The organism is Streptomyces speibonae (assembly GCF_984686075.1).
The window spans coordinates 1,960,721-1,975,576 of sequence record NZ_OZ480260.1 but is presented as its reverse complement, the minus strand read 5'-3'; the positions used below and the strand labels follow the sequence as shown (position 1 = coordinate 1,975,576).

Annotated in this window: 13 protein-coding genes; 3 read left to right on the top strand and 10 right to left on the bottom strand. The window is 74.2% G+C overall.

All coding sequences use genetic code 11. The annotated features are described in order from the left end of the window. Positions 1–73: 73 nt before the first annotated feature. Entirely contained in the window at positions 74–1,849 is a 1,776-nt protein-coding gene (locus AC5L3C_RS08670) for a lysyl oxidase family protein (protein WP_493648189.1), read from the bottom strand. Positions 1,850–2,100: 251 nt separating this feature from the next. Between AC5L3C_RS08670 and AC5L3C_RS08665 the strand changes: the two genes are divergently transcribed. After that, on the top strand, positions 2,101–2,952 hold the full coding sequence (locus AC5L3C_RS08665) for a helix-turn-helix transcriptional regulator (protein ID WP_493648187.1): 852 nt from the start codon (positions 2,101–2,103) through the stop codon (positions 2,950–2,952). 5 nt (positions 2,953–2,957) lie between these two features. Here the strand turns inward: AC5L3C_RS08665 and AC5L3C_RS08660 are convergent, their stop codons facing one another. Then, a complete protein-coding gene (locus AC5L3C_RS08660) occupies positions 2,958–3,623 on the bottom strand; it encodes a DUF5701 family protein (RefSeq protein ID WP_493648185.1) in 666 nt (221 codons plus the stop codon). Between the two features lie 125 nt (positions 3,624–3,748). Then, the gene (locus AC5L3C_RS08655) at positions 3,749–4,387 is read right to left on the bottom strand and encodes a CatB-related O-acetyltransferase (protein ID WP_493648183.1); all 639 of its coding nucleotides are present in this window, start codon (positions 4,385–4,387) and stop codon (positions 3,749–3,751) included. Positions 4,388–4,554: 167 nt separating this feature from the next. On the opposite strand from AC5L3C_RS08655, the gene AC5L3C_RS08650 reads away from it, so the two are divergent. Together AC5L3C_RS08650 and AC5L3C_RS08645 are read left to right on the top strand one after the other, a co-directional pair. Continuing rightward, positions 4,555–6,147 carry an AAA family ATPase gene (locus AC5L3C_RS08650; protein WP_493648181.1) on the top strand — a complete coding sequence of 531 codons (1,593 nt, stop codon included), beginning with the start codon at positions 4,555–4,557 and terminating at the stop codon, positions 6,145–6,147. Next, positions 6,144–6,824, top strand: coding sequence for a phosphatase PAP2 family protein (locus AC5L3C_RS08645; protein ID WP_493648180.1), 681 nt, complete (start codon positions 6,144–6,146; stop codon positions 6,822–6,824). The genes AC5L3C_RS08650 and AC5L3C_RS08645 overlap by 4 nt, the downstream gene beginning before the upstream one ends. Positions 6,825–7,179: 355 nt before the next feature. On the opposite strand, the gene AC5L3C_RS08640 is transcribed toward AC5L3C_RS08645, so the two are convergent. The 7 genes from AC5L3C_RS08640 to AC5L3C_RS08610 form a co-directional block, all read right to left on the bottom strand. Then, entirely contained in the window at positions 7,180–8,505 is a 1,326-nt protein-coding gene (locus AC5L3C_RS08640; protein WP_493648178.1) for a glutamate-1-semialdehyde 2,1-aminomutase, read from the bottom strand. 7 nt (positions 8,506–8,512) lie between these two features. Then, on the bottom strand, positions 8,513–9,064 hold the full coding sequence (locus AC5L3C_RS08635; protein WP_125503646.1) for a dTDP-4-dehydrorhamnose 3,5-epimerase family protein: 552 nt from the start codon (positions 9,062–9,064) through the stop codon (positions 8,513–8,515). Then, positions 9,061–10,278: a polysaccharide pyruvyl transferase family protein gene (locus AC5L3C_RS08630; protein ID WP_493648176.1), complete on the bottom strand. Its 1,218-nt coding sequence runs from the start codon at positions 10,276–10,278 to the stop codon at positions 9,061–9,063. The genes AC5L3C_RS08635 and AC5L3C_RS08630 overlap by 4 nt, the downstream gene beginning before the upstream one ends. Further along, complete coding sequence (locus AC5L3C_RS08625) at positions 10,275–11,222, bottom strand: glycosyltransferase family 2 protein (protein ID WP_493648174.1); 948 nt, start codon at positions 11,220–11,222, stop codon at positions 10,275–10,277. Before AC5L3C_RS08625 ends, AC5L3C_RS08630 begins: the two co-directional genes overlap by 4 nt. Continuing rightward, positions 11,219–12,505, bottom strand: a complete 1,287-nt coding sequence (locus AC5L3C_RS08620; RefSeq protein ID WP_493648173.1) for a hypothetical protein — start codon at positions 12,503–12,505, stop codon at positions 11,219–11,221. Before AC5L3C_RS08620 ends, AC5L3C_RS08625 begins: the two co-directional genes overlap by 4 nt. Positions 12,506–12,510: 5 nt before the next feature. After that, positions 12,511–13,764 carry a DUF4910 domain-containing protein gene (locus AC5L3C_RS08615; protein WP_493653782.1) on the bottom strand — a complete coding sequence of 418 codons (1,254 nt, stop codon included), beginning with the start codon at positions 13,762–13,764 and terminating at the stop codon, positions 12,511–12,513. 65 nt (positions 13,765–13,829) lie between these two features. Then, the gene (locus AC5L3C_RS08610; protein WP_493648171.1) at positions 13,830–14,855 is read right to left on the bottom strand and encodes an NAD-dependent epimerase/dehydratase family protein; all 1,026 of its coding nucleotides are present in this window, start codon (positions 14,853–14,855) and stop codon (positions 13,830–13,832) included. Position 14,856: the final 1 nt, after the last annotated feature.

Sequence of the window (14,856 nt, the reverse complement as noted above, 5' to 3'; positions counted from 1 at the left end):
CACGGCCTTCCGGCGGCCGGGGCGGCTCCGGCCGGTCCCGGACCCCGGAGCCGCCCCTTCTGCCACGGGTGGGTCAGTTGGCGTCCACCAGGTAATGCGGCGGAACCGTTACCGTGCGGGCGCCCTTCTCACCGCCCAGGACGACCTTGCGCAGCGCGCTGTTGTTGTCGTGGTCGGTCTCCTTGAGCCGGTTCTCCGGGTTGGCGAGAACCTGGATGTAGTACGTGCCGTTCGGCAGGTCGGTGATGTCGAAGGACTGGCCGGGCAGGTCCTGCGTGTAGGTGTCACCGGAGCCGACGTCGAGCACCTCGCGCACGGAGATGGAGTTCTGCTCGCCGCACGCGGTGGACAGGTCCGTGTTGTCCGGGTGCCAGGCGGCGTTCTTCACCGTGTAGTCGACGGCGTCGGTGTTGGCCAGGCAGAACGCCTCCTTGCCGCTGCGCACCGTCTCCTTCTTGTCGGCCGACAACAGCCGGTAGCTGGCGAAGTCCAGGAAGTGCCAGTGCTCATGGCCGGGACGCGGGTCCCACTCCATGCCGCCGGTCGGGGTGTAGCCGACCTGCGTGCCGTCGGCGTCGTAGAAGTACTGGTAGGCGTCCATCACGTCCTTGCCCGGTGAGCGGAAGCCGTCCACGACGAGCTTGGCCGGGCCCGCGTTCCACACGTTGGCGCTGAAGGCGAGGTAGTCCCTGTCCGGGTCCTCCTCGTAGCCGTCGCTGACGGTGATGCCGTAGGCGGGCAGCGAGCGCAGGTCGGGCTTCGGGACGTCGGGCACGGAGGCCTTGCCGGTGGGCCGCTCGGCGTTGGGCCGGGCGGCCGGCGCCTGCCGCGAACCGTCGGTCTGCCCGGGGCCGTCACCCATCTCGGCGGCGCCCGCGGCCTGCCGTCCGAGGGACGAGCGCTTCAGCGCCCACGGCAGTGCGGGCGGAGCCGCCGGGTAGGGGCCGTGGCCCTCGTTGTACGAGGGGCCGGCGCCGCTCGTCTCGGCCGCGGGCGCCTCCGGGGTGCCCGGGGGAGCACCGTGCTGCGCGTGCGGGCCGTTGTCCGCGTGGCCCGCGTGGTGCGCGTGCGCGCCGTGTGCCGAGGCGGCGGACTTCACCGCGCCGCGGCCGACGGAGCCCCCGGACTCGTCCTCCCAGCTGCGCTCGCGGACGACCACCTTGACGGTCTGCGGCTCGTCCGCGATGCCGAAGAGGTCGCGGTACTTCTCCGCCACGCCGATCTCGGCGGTGTAGGTGCCGGGGGCCAGCTCGACCGGCTCGCCGTAGTACGCGTTGTAGGTGTTGGACGCCCAGCCGTTCTCGACGCCCCACACCGAACCGAGTGTGAAGGGGTTCGTGGGGCAGCTCTGCGGATACTTCGAGTTGGCGGGGGCGTCGGGCCGGACCCGTCCGGAGGCGTTGTTGGGGCAGAACGTCTCGGTTCTCTCCAGCACCTTCTCGCCGGCCGCGTCGGTGAGGGTGATCCGCGTGAAGTCCGGCAGCCCGGAGAAGTCGTTCACGAGCCCGGCCGGCAGCGTCCTGGTCCGGGTCTTCTTCCCGTCCTGGATCCTCTGCTCGATGACCACCGGGTCCTTGTAGGACGTGCGGTTCACCCGGAACTCGAGGGCGCCGTTCTCGGAGGTGAGGTACGTGCCGAGGTCGAGGTAGACCCCGGGGTCCTCCTTCCACGAGTCGAGCGTCACCGAGGTGGAGGCGGCGATCAGGCTGAGCTTCGGCCCCGCCTCGTCGCTCTTCGCGTCCGGCGCGGCGGCGACGACGCCCGCGGTCACGGCGATGGCCGCGGCGGCGGCGATGGACGGGCGGGTCAGGCGGCTGCTGGGCCGGCCCTGCTGGAAGAATCTGGTCATCGGTCCTCGTGTTTCCGGCTGTGGCGTTCCGTGCGGAACCTGAGCGGGCAGCGCGGCCCGGCTCGAGGGCGGGGCCGCGCTGCCCGGATCGGGAGACGGGCCGGACCCCCTCCCGGTTGGCTCCCCTCACCCGAACGGGTGCCGGTTGTCCGAAAAGCGCTCAGCGGTAGCCGAAGGCGGCCCCTGCCGGGCCCGTACCTGGGTGCACGGGGACCAGGCTGACCGGGAACGACGGGCCTACGCTGAACTGCATGACCACCTCGAAACTGGGTGACTACCTGCGGGCCCGGCGCGACCAGGTGACGCCGTCCGAAGTCGGTCTGCCCCAGGACGGGCGACGACGTGTCCCCGGCCTGCGCCGCGAAGAGGTCGCGATGCTGGCCCGGATCAGCGTCGACTACTACCTGCGGCTGGAGCAGGGACGGGAACGGAGGCCGTCGCCGCAGGTCCTGGACGCGCTGAGCGACGCGCTGCTGCTCGACGAGGACGGCCGGCTGCACCTGTACCGGATCGCCGGGATGGCCCCGTCCCAGCGCGCCGAGGGCGGTGTCGAGCGGGCCAACCCCGAACTGCTGACCATGGCCGAGATGTGGGACCGGACCCCGGCGCTCGTCCTGGGCCGGGCCTACGACGTGCTGGCCGCCAACACCCTGGGACGGGCCGTCTTCCCCCATCTGCGGCCCGGCGCGAACCTGCTGCTGACGATGTTCCTCGACCCGTCGGTGCGGCAGTTCTACGCGGACTGGGAGTACGCCGCGGGCAACGCGGTCGCCGGGTTCCGGTTCCTGGAGGGCGCCCGCCCGGACGACCCGCGCATCCAGGAGGTCCTGCGCAAGGCCTCCGAGGGCAGCCGCGAGTTCACCCGCCTGTGGAAGAGGCGGGACGCCCGGGGCAAGAGTGACGCCGTCAAGCGCCTGAACCATCCGGAGGTCGGCGAGCTCGCCCTGCGGATGCAGACCTTCGACGTACGGTCCGCCCCCGGCCAGCAGCTGATCGTCTACCACGCCCAGGAGGGCACCCGGACCGCGGACGCCCTCCGCCTGCTCGGCTCACTGGCGGCGACGGGGCCCGACCGCAGGGGAGACGCGCCGCGAGGGCAGTGACGGCCCTACCGTTCCCCGGCGGCGCGGCGGGAGGCGGCTGAGGCCATGCCGAGCCAGGTGTGGGGGTTGCCCTCCCAGCACCAGCCGAGTCTGGGGGCGTGCCTGCTGATCCAGATCGCCGGGACGCGGCGGTTGCCGCAGCGTGAACCGCCGAGGGAGAAGCACTTGTTCTTGACCAGGGCCTCGGGGAAGTGGGTGATCAGCGCGATGCCCTCCTCGATGGTGAGCGGGGTGCGGCCCCTGGCGGCGATGGCGGCCAGCGCGTCGGCGGGCACGGCGCCGCAGAACTCCTCCCCGCGCTCCACGTCGCACAGCAGATAGGCGCGCGGGCCGGGGAGGCCGGTCTCCTCGACGGCGACGAACCGTTCGAGGGCGCCGGGCTCGAAGGACCGGTCGACGAAGCCGGGCTCGCTCCTGCCGTGCAGGGTGGTGCGCGTCATCGTGTGCTCGATCGGGACGACGTCCCGGGTGACCACGAGGAGGAAGGGTATGCGGCCGGCCGCCGGCTCCCACGCGCCGTGCGCGACGCCGGCGGCGAGGTCGCGCAGGGGGGCGACCAGGGCGGTGAACTCCTCCTCGGTGAGGCCGGCCGTCGTCGGCCAGTCCCGTGCGACGAGGGTGCGGACCTGCCGGTCGAACTCGGCGCCGGGGTCGGGGGGCGTGGGGGGCATGGGGTCCTCTCGGGCGGTCGTGCCGCTGCCCGGGCCGGGGCGGCGGCGGTGTGGGGCCGGCGCGGGCGGGGGCGCCGTCGGCGGACGGCTCTGTGGTGCGTGTACGGCGCCGGGTGCCGTGTCGGTCACGCGGCGCCCGGTCCGTGCTCGGCGGCGATCCGGGCGAGGTCGGCCGGGGTGCCGGCCATGATGGTGCGGGCGTGCTCCGTGACCAGCTCCGCCGGCCAGTCCCACCAGGCCGCCCGCAGCAGCCGGTCGACGTCGGCGTCGTCGAACCTGCGCCGGATCGGCCGCGCCGGGTTGCCGCCGACGACCGTGTACGGCGGGACGTCCGCGGTGACCACCGCCCCCGCGGCGACGATCGCGCCGTCACCGATGCGGACGCCGGGCATGACGGTGGCCCCGTGGCCGAACCAGACGTCGTTGCCGACCACGGTGTCGCCCCGGCTCGGCATGCCGGTGACGAGGTCGAGGGTCCGCTCCGCCCACGCACCGCCGAACATGGTGAACGGGAAGGTGGAGGGGCCCATCGTCGGATGCTCGGCACCGGCCATCAGGAACCGGGTGCCCATGGCGATGGCGCAGTACCTGCCGATGACCAGCCGCTCGGGGCCGTAGGCGTAGAGCACGTTGCGGTGCTCGAAGCCGGTCGCGCCCTCCGGGTCGTCGTAGTACGTGTACTCGCCCACGACGATCTTCGGCGAGCCGATCAGCGGTTTGAGGAACACCACCCTGTCGTGCGCCGGCAGGGGGTGGAGAGTCATGGGATCGGGTGTCAACGTCCGGCTCCTGGCGAGGTCGTGTCGGTGCGTACGGCGTCGAGGACGCCGTGCTCGTGTCCCTCACGCTAAGGCCGGTGACCGGGAGCGGAATCCGTCACGCCCCGGCAATCCGGACCGGGATCCGCGGCCGGCTTGAGTACGCTCACCACGTGTTGCACGGACGGAGTGACGAGATATCGGTCATCGACCGCTCGCTGACGGACTGCCGTACCGGTCGCAGCGGTTGTCTGCTCATCACCGGGGAGCCGGGCATGGGCAAGACCGCGCTGATGGAGTACGCGGCGTCGGCGGCCGACGGGATGCGGGTCATCCGCGGCACCGCGATCGAGTCCGAGGCGCACCTGCCGTTCGCCGGCCTGCACCTGCTGCTGCGGCCCGCCCTCGACCGCGCCGACGCCCTCCCGGCGCCGCAGGCGCGTGCCCTGCGCGGGGCCTTCGGCCTCGCCCCGGCCGAACCGGGCGACCGCATGCTCGTCGGCCTCGCCGTCCTGTCCCTGCTGGCCGAGTTCGCCGACCGCGGACCCGTTTTGTGCCTCGTCGACGACGCGCAGTGGCTGGACCGGGCGTCCGCCGAGGCCCTGCTGTTCGCCGCGCGGCGGCTCGACGCCGAGGGCACCGCGCTGATCATCACCGCCCGCGACGGATTCGAGGCGCCCGGACTGGCCCACCTGCCGCTGGCCGGACTCGACGCGTCCGCCGCGTCCGGCCTCCTGGCCGAACACGCCGCCACACTGTCGCCCGCCCACCGGAACCTGGTCCTGGCCGCGGCCCGGGGCAACCCGCTCGCCCTCCTCGAACTGCCGGCCGCTCTCGCCGCCGGCCGGCCGGGCGCCGCGGGCGGGGTCCTGCCCATGACCGACGCGGTGCGGGAGGCGTTCCTCGACCGGGTACGGCGGCTGCCCGAGCCGACCGGGCACCTGCTCCTCGTCGCGGCCGCCGAGGACACCGGAGACCGCGACGTCGTCCTGCGCGCGGCCGCTTCCCTCGGCTGCCGCCCCGCCGATCTCGTACCGGCGGAGACGGCGGGACTGCTCCGGGTGGACAACCGCACCGTGTGCTTCCGCCACCCCCTCGTGCGGTCCGCCGTCTACCAGGCGGCGCCGGTCAGCCTCCGCCACGTGGTGCACACGGCCCTCGCCGAGGCCCTGCACCGGCCCGTGGACGCCGACCGGCGCGCCTGGCACCACGCCGCCGTGGCGACCGGCCCCGACGAGCAGGTGGCGGCGGAACTGGAGAGCACCGCCCAACGGGCCACCGAGCGCAGTGGATACGCCGCCGCGGCGGCCGCCTACGAACGGGCCGCCCAGCTCACGGAGTCCGCCGCGGACCGGGCCCGCCGGCTGGTGCTCGCCGCGGAGGCCATCGCCGAGGAGGGCGACATCGACCGCATGGACGAGCTCGCCCGGCGCGGCGCCGCGGGCACCGGCGACCCGGACCTGACCGTGCGCGCCGTCCGGGTCCGCGCCGCCGCGGCGTTCCACCGCGGACTGCTCCGTACCGCACGCCGGCTGCTGACCGGGGCGGCCGGGGCGACCGGGCCGGCCGGGGGCGGCGCTCCGGCACGCGCCGCCCACATGCTGCTCGACGCGGTGCACGCCGCCTGGTACCTCGGGAAGGACGAGATCGCGGACAGCGCGGACCGGCTGGACGCCCTGCCGCTGCCGCCCGACGACCCGCTCACCCACGTGGTCCGCCTGCTCACCGAACTCGCCGCGCTCGACCTCGCGGAGGTGGCGCCGTGACCGGCGGTGACGGGGGAGCCGGACCGGACCGGCGGCCGCGCGTGCGGCTGGGGGCCGCGGCGGTGCTCGGCGCGCTGGTGGCCGTCCTGCTCGGCGTGCTGTCCGCGGGGGAGAGCGAGCCCGGCGCGGCGGACGCGCGGGTGCGGACGGTGCTGGAGGGCGCCGGGCCGTCCTGGCGGAACGTCGCCCTGGCCACGGACTTCCTGGGCGAGCCCGTGGGGGCGGCGCTGCTGGTCGGGGCCGCGGTGACGGGGTGCCTGCTGCTGCGCAGTCCTCGCGCGGCGGTGCTCGTCGTGGCCGCGACCGGGGCGGCCGTGGGGGCGACGAAGGTGGCCAAGCCCCTGGTGGGGCGCACCATCCACGACGGGCACCTGGCCTATCCGAGCGGGCACACCGCGTTCCTCACCGCGTTCGTCCTGGCGTTGGCGCTGATCGCGGCGGGCCGGCGCGGCCTCGGCGGGCCGGCCGGCACGTCACTCGTCCTCGCCGCGGCGCTGCTCGCGGGCGCCGCCATGGGCTGGGCGCAGGTCGTCCTGGGCTCCCACTACCCGACCGACACCATCGGCGGCTGGTGTACGGCCCTGGCGGTGACGCCCCCGACCGCCTGGCTCCTGAACCGACCCCACGCCTCCCGCCAGAACCCCGTGCCCACCACACCGACCCCGAACGACCGCTGACGCCGGGTCAGGTGCGGACGGCCGTCGGCGTCCCACCCGGGGGGGCGAAACCGCCGCCCGGGTATGGGTGGCCGTCGCCGTCGCCGTCGCCGTCGCCGTCGCGCCGGTGCCGCGCGGGTGTGACATCTGTTGGCGCCGCGCGGGTCCGGGCGGGCCGTCGGCGTCGCGCCGGTGCCGGCCCGCCGTTGGCGGCCTGCCGGGTCCGCGCGGCCGCTGACGCGGTGTCCGGGCCGGGTGAACGCCGGCGTAGGGTCAGGACCGCCGCTCCTCGAACGCCGAGAGGCTGAATTTCAGCCCGTCCGGCGCTTGAGGACGAGGCCCGAAGAGCCGATAGGGGGGCCGTGCTGATGGCGCGTCACGCGCGTCGGCGGAACACCGGTTTCACCGGGCGGCCGCCCAGCCACGGGGTGGGATCGCCGGTGTCCAGGGCCTTCCGGTAGGTCGCGCAGGCCTGGGCCACCACGTCGACCGTGTGGGCGATGTCCGTGTCGTCGAGGGCGCTGCTCACCACGAACGACGGGGCCAGGACACCGCCCGCGAGGAGCCGGCGCAGGAACAGGGTGCGGTACTCCTGGGACGGCCGGCCCTGTTCGTCGAGGGTGGCGAAGACCAGGTTGCTGGGCCTGCCCTTCACGAGGACGTGGTCGCCGACGCCCATCGCGGCCGCTGCCTCCCGGACACCGGCGGCCAGCCGCTCGCCGAGGGCGTGCAGCCGCGCGGTGACGCCCTCCTCCCCGTAGGTGGCCTGCACGGCCATCGCGGCGGCCAGCGCGTGGGTCTCGGCACCGTGCGTGGTGGACAGCAGGAACACCCGGTCGCGGGAGTGGCGCAGCCCGCCGAGTTCCATCAGCTCCCGCCGTCCGGCCAGCGCGGAGACGGCGAACCCGTTGCCCAGCGCCTTGCCGAAGGTGGAGAGGTCGGGGACGACGCCGTACAGGCCCTGGGCGCCCGCCTCGGACCAGCGGAAGCCGGTGATCATCTCGTCGAAGACCAGGACGCAGCCGTGCCGGTCGGCCAGGGCGCGCAGCCCGGCGAGGTAGCCGGGCGGCGGCTCGGTGTGGGTGGCGGGCTCCAGGATCAGGCAGGCGATCTCGCCGTCGTACCGGGTGAGCAGGTTCTCCGTGGCGGCGAGGTCGCCGTAGGGGAACGGCACGGTCAGTTCGGTGGTCGCTGCGGGGATGCCCGCGTTCATCGCTGTCGTGCCGATGAACCAGTCGTCGACGGAGAAGAACGGGTGGTCGGCGCAGACCGCCACCCGCGGGCGCCCGGTGGCGGCGCGGGCGAGCCGCACCGCGGCGGTGGTGGCGTCGGAGCCGTTCTTCGCGAACTTCACCATCTCGGCGGTCGGCACCGTGGCCAGGAAGCGCTCCGCCGCCTCGGCCTCCAGGAGGGACGGCCGTACGAAGTTGCCGCCGCGGCCCAGTTCCCGCCGTACCGCCTCCAGCACCCGGGGGTGGGCGTGGCCGAGGCTGACCGACCGCAGCCCGGAGCCGTACTCGACGTAGCGGTTGCCGTCGATGTCCCACACGTGGGCGCCGCGGCCGTGGCTGATGACCGGGGCCAGGTCCTCGGGATACTGGTCGTCCCCCTTGGCGTAGGTGTGCGCGCCGCCGGGGATCAGGGCGTGCAGCCGCTCGTTGACCGCCCGGGAGCGGGGCAGGGCGAACTCCTCGTTCTGCACGGTGCGTTCAGCTCCCCTCGCGCTTGAGGACCTCGGCCAGGCCCGGCGCCTCCCGGTCCCGCCGGGACATCGTGGTGACCGGCAGCGGCCAGGGAATGGCGAGTTCCGGGTCGTCGAAGGCGATGGTCACGTCCTCGGCCGGATCGTGCGGGCGGTCGATCCGGTACGACGTGTCGGCGGGGTCGGTCAGCGCCTGGAAGCCGTGCGCGCACCCGGCCGGTATGTACAGGGTCGTCTGGGTCTCGCCGGACAGCTCGAAGAAGGCCCGGCCCAGATACGTCGGCGAGTCCGGCCGCAGGTCCACGACCACGTCGAAGATCCTCCCGTACGAGCAGCGCACCAGCTTGGCCTCGCCGGCCCCCGAGCGCAGGTGCAGCCCGCGCAGCACTCCCCGGGCCGAGCGGGACAGGCTGTCCTGGACGAAGGCGCCCGGGTCGAGGCCCACCGAGCGGACCACCTCGGTGTCGAAGGTGCGGCAGAAGAAGCCGCGTTCGTCGGCGTACGGCGTCGGCTCGAACAGGTATGCGCCGGTGATCTCCGGGACTTCGGTCGCCTTCATGGAACCTCTCTCGGGGTCGGGGCGTGAGCGGCCGACCGGAACAGGATGGCCGACAGCTCCGCGAACTGGCCCTCCACGCGCCGGGCGGCGGCCGCGTTCCGCTCGGCGAGGGTCCGCCGCAACTCCGCCGAGCGCCGCTCCAGTTCGCGGAACTGTCCGAGCAGCCGGCCGGCGTCCATCTCGCGGGCAGGGTGGCAGTACGCGCCCAGGCCCATGCGGTCCATGAGCGTGTCGCTCTTCGCGGAGTAGCTGAGTGCGAGGGTCGGCGTACCGGTCTTCAGCGCGCAGATCAGATTGTGATACCGGGTCGCCACCACGGCGTCGGCGGCCGCCGTCTCCTTCATCACGTCGGTCAGCGAGGCCGTCTCCGCGACGGTGACCAGCGGCGAGGCCACGGCGTCGCGGACCGCGTCGGCCACCGGCAGGTCGAGCTCGTCGCCGGTCAGCAGCCGCACCGGCCTGCCCTCCTCGGCCAGCGCACGGACGAAGCGTGTCGTCCCGTCGACGTAGCGGCGGTGGATCTCCCCGGCCCGGGCGCGCTCGTCGTTGCTGCCGTGGAAGTCCATGACGCCCACGCAGACCGTGCCCGGCGGATCCGGGGGCGTGCTCGCCGGCGGCGCCGGCAGGGCGAACACCAGGTCCTCGTGGACCCCGTCGCGCGTGGTGTCCACGCCCATCGCCCGCATCGCGTCGCGGGACAGGGTGTCCCGGAACGACCGGTACCCGGCCAGCCGCGCCGACCAGCGCGTGAGGACCCGGGTCGGCCGGCTGCGGATCGCGCCCGCGCCGACCCCGACCAGCGCGACCCGCGTGCCCACCAGCCGCCCGGTCGCGCACAGCAGGAACAGGGAGTACGGCAGACCCCACGGCCGCAGCGGCAGCGTGGTCTCCAGGACGCCCGTGCCCGGCACGATCACCACGTCGTGCCGGCGCGCCCAGGCGGCCGTGCGCACCACGTCGACGAGCTTGCCCAGCGCCTTGCCCGCGACCGCGCCCGGCCGCGCCGCGGTCCGGTACTCCCCGCGGTACCAGTTCAGCCGCGCCGCGGGGATCCCGTACCGGGCGCTGACGGCCTCCGGCCCGCCGCACAGGGCGTCCACGACGGCCTCCGGGTGCTCGGCGCGCAGATACCCCAGTACGGCCTCGAGCGAGCCGTCGTTGCCGACGTTGCCGGCGCCGAGCAGGCCGAACACCCCTACACGCGGGGCCGTCACGCGCGCCTCCCCTCACGGCCGGCGACGAGGGCGTCGACGGACACCTCCACGCGCTCCGGGTCGACCGGGGCCCGGTCCTCGACCCGCTCACCGGCGCCGGGCCGGACCCGGCTGGTCATCCACGCGGCCAGATGGCGGTAGCACGCGCGCCGGTCGGCGGCGGAGAGCGGCGCCCGCCGGACCGCCGAGACGAAGCCCCAGACGTACTCGGCGAGCAGCCGGGGCGTGGGGTGCAGCGGGCCCGCCCGGCGCGGGTCCAGGTTGACGCACCGGGCGCGCTTGGAGGGGTTCGCCCGCTCGGCGCGGGTGGGATGGTCGCGGCGGAAGTACAGCAGCTCCGGCACCTGGTGGAAGGGCCCGTGCAGGGTGATCTCGGCGACGAACGTGCGGTCGGCGTGGTGGTAGCTGTCGTGCGGCTTCACCCGGCGCAGCACCTCCGCCCGCATCACCCCGTAGAAGTCGTCGCCGCCGGGCTCGAACAGCAGGCTGCGGAACCTCTCGGGCGCGTGCGGCGAGTCGGTGGCGAGCGCGTACTCGTACGGCACCTTCACCCGGCCGTCGCCGTCGATGACCGCCTGGCCGCTGTGCGCGAGGATCACCTCCGGGCGTTCGTCCAGCGCCTCCACGCAGCGCCGCAGCAGGTCCCGGGCGTACAGGTCGTCGTGCGAGGCCCACTTGAACAGCTCGCCGCGGCACTCGGTGAAGACGTAGTTGTGGTTCGGCGCGGCGCCGATGTTCCTCGGCAGCCGGATGTAGCGGACGCGGGAGTCCTTCGCGGCGTACGCGCGGCAGATGTCCCGCGTCCCGTCGGTCGAGGCGTTGTCGGAGACGACCAGTTCGAAGTCCTCGTAGGTCTGGCCGAGCAGGGCGTCGAACGCCTCGGCGAGGTACTCCTCGCCGTTGTACACGGGCAGGCCGATGCTCAGCCGGGGTTGCGTGCTCACGGTGTCCTCACTTCGGGGATGGTGTGGTGGTGTTCGCGCAGTCCGGCCCGCAGCTGGTGCCACCAGACGGCCGAGCCGCAGGCGGACGCGGCGGCGACGCCCCAGGCCGAGCCGGCGGTGCCGGCCACGACCGCCCCGCCGATCCCGCCGACGACGTAGCAGGCGGAGGCGAACAGCTGGCAGCGCAGGCTGCGCCGGGCCGCGGCCAGGGCCCGGAGCCCGGCCGCGGCGCCGGTGCCGAGGCCGGCGCCGGCGACGCCGAGCGTGACCGGCACGATGAGCTCGGAGGAGGCGTGCCAGACGCCGCCGAGCACCAGCTCGCCGAGCCGGTCCGGCACCAGCAGCAGCACCGAGCCCCACAGCAGCGCCCCGACGGCCTGCCCGCCGCCGAGGAGCAGACAGAACGCGCCGAGCCGCCGCGGGGCCTGTCGCAGCACCCGCGCCGCCTCGGCGACGGTGACCAGCGACAGCCCCATCAGCACGGCGAGGAACGGCCCGAGCAGCAGCTCGGCGCCCCGGATCACGCCCACCGCGCCGACGCCGACGACCACGCCGAGGCCGTAGGCCCGCAGCTGGCTCGAGCCGCTGACACCGACGTTCTCGACCAGGTACCGGTAGCCCAGGTCGCTGTGGTCGCGATGCCACACGCGCCATCCGCCCGGCCGGGGCCGGATGCCGGACTGGAGGCAGCCGTACCCGGCGGCCACCGCGGCGGACCCGCCCCAGGCGAGCAGGAAGGCGGTCACGGTGCCCACCCGGGCCGCCACCACCATCGCCGGGACGAGCGCGACGCCCCACACGACGTCGTTGACGAACGCCTTGCGGCCCTCGCCGGCGGCGAAGAACGCGTACCGCCAGGCGTCCTGGAGCAGCAGCCCCGGCAGGACGACGCCGAGGCCGGCGAACGCGGCCCCCAGGCTTCCGCCCAGCACCGGCCCGGCCCCCAGACAGACCGCGCCGATGACGGCACCGACGCCGAGCGCGGTCCCCGACGAGCGGGCCACCGCCTCCCGCCAGGACGCCTCCGGCACACCGCTGAAGCGCACCACCAACGGGTCGGTGGCCAGCCCGCGGGAGACGTTGAGCACCACCCCGTACGTCACCCAGGCCAGGCTGAACACGCCGAACGCGGTCAGCCCCAGCGAGCGCGCCACGTAGATGCCCACCGCGAAGTTGGACAGGCTGGAGGCCGCCTGGTCGGCCAGCCCCCAGGACAGCCGCCCCACCACGGCCCGCCGGGCGGGTCCCGTCCGGCTCGTCTTCTTCTCCCCCTCGACGGTCATCGGCGTCAGGCCTTGAGCAGTCCGGCGTCGTGCAGCGCCCCGGCCGCCGCGGCGACGGTGTCGAACGGCAGCCCGGACCGCTCCGCGACGTCCAGCAGCCCGTGTTCGCCGTCGGAGAGGCTGAGCACCCACAGCATGGCCATCTGGGCCTCTTTGGCGTCGCTGCGGCCGCCGAGCGAGTCGTACAGCCCCCGCCGGCCGAGCTGCGGTTCGCCGTACGGGCAGAGGTTGACGTACCGCCGGTTGCGGTCGAGGACGCCGAACGCCTCACGGCAGACGGCGAGCGTGTCCGCCATCGCCTCAGGGGAGACGAAATCCAGGTTGTCCGCCGAGGTGTGGTACTCGGGATATCCGGCGTACGGGGTGCGGCTGAGCGACCCCACGCCGAGGTCGAACCCGGGGGAGCAGAACTGCCGTTCGTCGTAGCCGTAGGGGGTGAACTCGTTGATGCGGTGCGGGCGTTCGGAGGTGGTCAGGACGTGGTGCAGCACGCGGTCGATCTCGGCGTCGCCGCGCCTGCTCCGCTTGTACGTCAGCGGGCCCGGGTCGCCGGCGCAGGCCAGCACCAGCCCGTGCCGGACCCGCCGCACCCGCTCCGCGTTGCGGGCGAGCCAGGTGATCGCGCCGATGGTGCCGGGCGCGAACAGGAACCGGTAGGTGTAGTACGGGGTCCGCTCCGCCAGCGCCCGCGCCAGGAACGTCGCCACCGCGATGCCGGCCAGGTTGTCGTTGGCCAGCGAGGGGTGGCAGACGTGACTGGAGACGAGCACCTCGTCGGACACCTGGCCGGGCACGACGTGCTCGGCGTAGGTGAGGTGGCCGTCGGCGAGCGTGGAGTCGACGCACACCTCGTACTCGCCGTCCGGCAGCGCGTCCAGGGTCTCCTGCGCCAGGCAGAACCCCCACTTCGGCGCGTAGTAGCTGGTGCGGTACGGCACCCAGCCCGGGTGCTCGGGCAGGGTGTACAGGTGCTCGCGCAGCTCGGCCAGCGGCATCGTCGCCGCCACCGGAACGCTGTAGCCGAGGATGTGCAGACTCGACGCGGCGAAGTCGACGACCCGGCGGCCGGAGGCGTCGGCGATGTAGGCGTCCCGGATGTTCCACTCCTGCGGCACGGTCCAGTCGAGCACCTTCGTCCCGGTCGGCACCTCGTGCACGCGCAGCGGGATGTACTCCCCGACGATGTCCAGGGTGGCGCGCACCCCGTCACCGGTGATGCTCCGGCACAGCGGGTACATCCGCTCCACCAGCCCGTACATCTCCTCACCGGAGCCGGAGCCGGAGCCGGAGCCGGAGCCGGAGCCGGAGCCGGCCGCGGCCCCGGTCACCGGCGCCACCGCAGGGTGCCGTCGACGGAACCGGCGTCGGAGGCCGCGCGCAGCACGGTTAGCCGCGTGAAGCGCCGCTCGAAGTCCTCACGCGTCAGGCCGTGTTCCCGGTAGGCGTCGGCGAGTTCGAGCGCGCCCCGCTTCACCGTCCACTCGCAGTCGAAGCCGGGTATCGCCTCGCGGAACCGGGAGAAGTCCACCCGGTACGACCGCGGATCGGCGCCCGTCTCACCGGTGATCACCACCTTCGAACCGGACACGGCCTCGGCGACCTGTTCCGCGATCTCGGCGACCGTGACGTTGTTGGTCTCGCTGCCGATGTTGAACGCCCGGTCGTGCACCGCCTCCTTCGGCGCGCCCAGCGCCGCGGTGAAGGCCCGTGCGATGTCCACGGCGTGCACCAGCGGCCGCCACGGCGTGCCGTCGGAGAGCACGCGCACCTCGCCGGACAGCAGCGCGTGACCCACCAGGTTGTTCAGCACGATGTCGGCGCGCAGCCGCGGCGAGTGCCCGAAGGCGGTGGCGTTGCGCAGGTACACCGGGCTGAAGTCACCGTCGGCCAGCTCGTGCAGGTCGTCCTCCACCCGGACCTTGGACTCCGCGTACGGCGTCACCGGGCGCAGCGGGGCGTCCTCGGTGACCAGTTCGCCGCCGCCGGCGGCGCCGTACACCGAGCACGTCGACGCGTACAGGAAGCGCCGCACCCCGGCGTCGCGGGCCAGCCGGGCCAGCCGGACGGAGGCGTGGTGGTTGATGTCGTAGGTGAGCTCCGGCGCCAGGGAGCCCAGCGGGTCGTTGGACAGGGCGGCCAGGTGGATCACGGCGTCCGCCCCGGCCACGTGCTCGGCCGTGACGTCACGCAGGTCCACGCGGTGCCCCGGCGGGTCCTCGGGCCGCGGACCGAGCACGCAGTCGGCGAACAGACCGGCGTCGAGACCGACGACCTCGTGCCCGGCGGCGGCGAGGACCGGGGCCATCACGGTGCCCAGGTAGCCCTGGTGTCCGGTGAGCAGTACGCGCAAG